The organism is Anaerofustis sp. (assembly GCF_019420015.1).
Classification (GTDB): domain Bacteria; phylum Bacillota; class Clostridia; order Eubacteriales; family Anaerofustaceae; genus Anaerofustis.
Window position 1 is genome coordinate 1 of sequence record NZ_JAHZIA010000056.1, and the last position, 2071, is coordinate 2071.

1 protein-coding gene is annotated in these 2071 nt (G+C 39.9%); it reads right to left on the minus strand.

The features are described from left to right. Positions 1–58: 58 nt before the first annotated feature. Positions 59–1696: a PBSX family phage terminase large subunit gene (locus QZ357_RS09070; protein ID WP_290776378.1), complete on the minus strand. Its 1638-nt coding sequence runs from the start codon at positions 1694–1696 to the stop codon at positions 59–61. Between the last annotated feature and the right edge of the window lie 375 nt (positions 1697–2071).

Here is a 2071-nt window from a genome sequence, read left to right on the forward strand (position 1 = left end):
TTTTTTAGGCGAATAAAAAAGTCGTGGGGTTCATAAGGGGTGAAACCCCTTAAAGCAGTCACACCACCTTTATCTCCCCACCAAAATCTCCGCCTCTCTTCTTCGGTTTTTCCGCTTCGAAATTGTATCTTCTCGGTGTTATTATCTTCTTCTTTACCATCTCCTGCTGTTCTCTTATGTAGTAGGCTATCGCTAACCCCATAACCAAATCGTCATGAGCTCCCGCCGCAGCCTCGGCTCTGCCTTTTTCGTTGCGGACAAAACTCAACATCTCTTCAAGCGTTCCTTTATCGACTATCTTTTCCCCTTCTTCTCTTACTACCTTTATCAAATTCGCCACTATATTCGGTCTGGTAAGCCTGCTTGTAACAAACCCAAATGCACTTACCATCCTTCCCGTATAAGTATCTTCCCGTTTTCTTACGTATAACTTTGGATACCTTAACCTCTCAAGCTCTTTGTTCGGATAAGTGGAGAAATTCGTCTCTATTCCGACAAGTGCATCATTGTAGTATCTCCCCAAACAGTACACCTGCCTTGCATATAAATCCTCATCAAATTTATTTTTAAGTACCGCAACCTGCTTTCCGCTTATATTGTCTATCACCTGCGCCGTAAAATTGTCGCTTCCTTCTCCTGCGGTGTCTCCGCCGATTACATAAAAGGATTCTTCATCCTTCTCCTCGTATATACTGATAAATCCATTTTTATCTGAAATGAACTTTATGTTGCTTATTTTCTCTCCGTCATAATCATATGTAAAATATCCTCGCTTCTTTGGCTTTATATTTTTTCTAAGCTGAGAATATATAACTTTCGTATCAAAAATACTGTTCCCAAGAACTCCCCACATCCCAAGACAATACACATTGTAATAATAAACATCCGTATCTTTGTAGCTCTCAAGCTCCTTTTTATACTGCTCGTCTATAAATTGATTGTCTTTGTAAGTGGTGTGGAGATACGTTGCTTTGCCTTTGTCTATAAGAGAGGTTTTAATCCAGTGGTTTACATCTATCGGATTCAAACTCATGACTATCTGCTTCTTGCTTTTTCCTCCCCTAAGCCTGACGTTTAACTGCTTGTAATCACTCTCTTCCGCTTCGCTCGCTTCCTCTATCCATACATCCGTAAGCTCACCGCTCTCAAATGTGGTGGATTTTATCTTCTCAACATCATCAAGCCCTTTGAATATAATCTGGTTTCTGTTGATGTTGCACGTTATAGTAAAATCACTTTTGTTTATATCAAATATATCCCTCATGTTCCACTTGTTTATAATTTGCTTAAATAATGCAAATGTGGATGTCCTGTTCGTGTTCCCGGTCTTCCTTACAACTAGAATGTTGCATAAATTGTTGTTTAGTATTTTGTATATGTAACGCTGCGCCACAAATACACTTTTTCCGCTGCCCGCACCCCCGTAAAATATAAGGAGTCTGTCATCATTGTCAAGATAAGGAATATAAACTTCGTTAAATACTTTCTTCGAAATTTCAATGTTGAACGTTTCTTCTGTTCTCTTCCTTTTCTCTTTTTCATCGTCATAAGAATCCTTTTCTTTCAGCGCCTCTTCTGTATCCGTATTCACTTCTCTCTTCACGGGTCCTTCTGTATTCTTTCCATCTGTCTCTTTTTCGCTCTCTTCCCGTAACTCTTCTTCCAACTCTTTGCTTTCTCTTTCACTTCTTCCCAAAATAATAACATCCTCCTTTCTTCATAAAAATAGTCCGTAGGTACCCCCTACGAACTTTCTCTTTTTATCTTATTCTCTTCAAGAAACTTTATCTCTAACCCCGCCCAATATTTTCTCGCCCAAATATTTGGAATAAAGAGCGCCACCGCCTGGTGCTCTAACGATTTTTACGCCTGCGTAAAACTCTACCCGGGTTTTACTGGCGGGAAATCTATCCCACCCCTTTATTCATCAAACTGCGTTAAAACGGGGCGGCGGTAGCATCAGTTCATGAGAAAATCGGGTAGATTTTCCATGAAATCCCGATGCGTTATAAGCCTTCACGGCGATTGAGTGAAAGCATTTTTTCCATATTTTTGGGCTTCGGCAAAAATA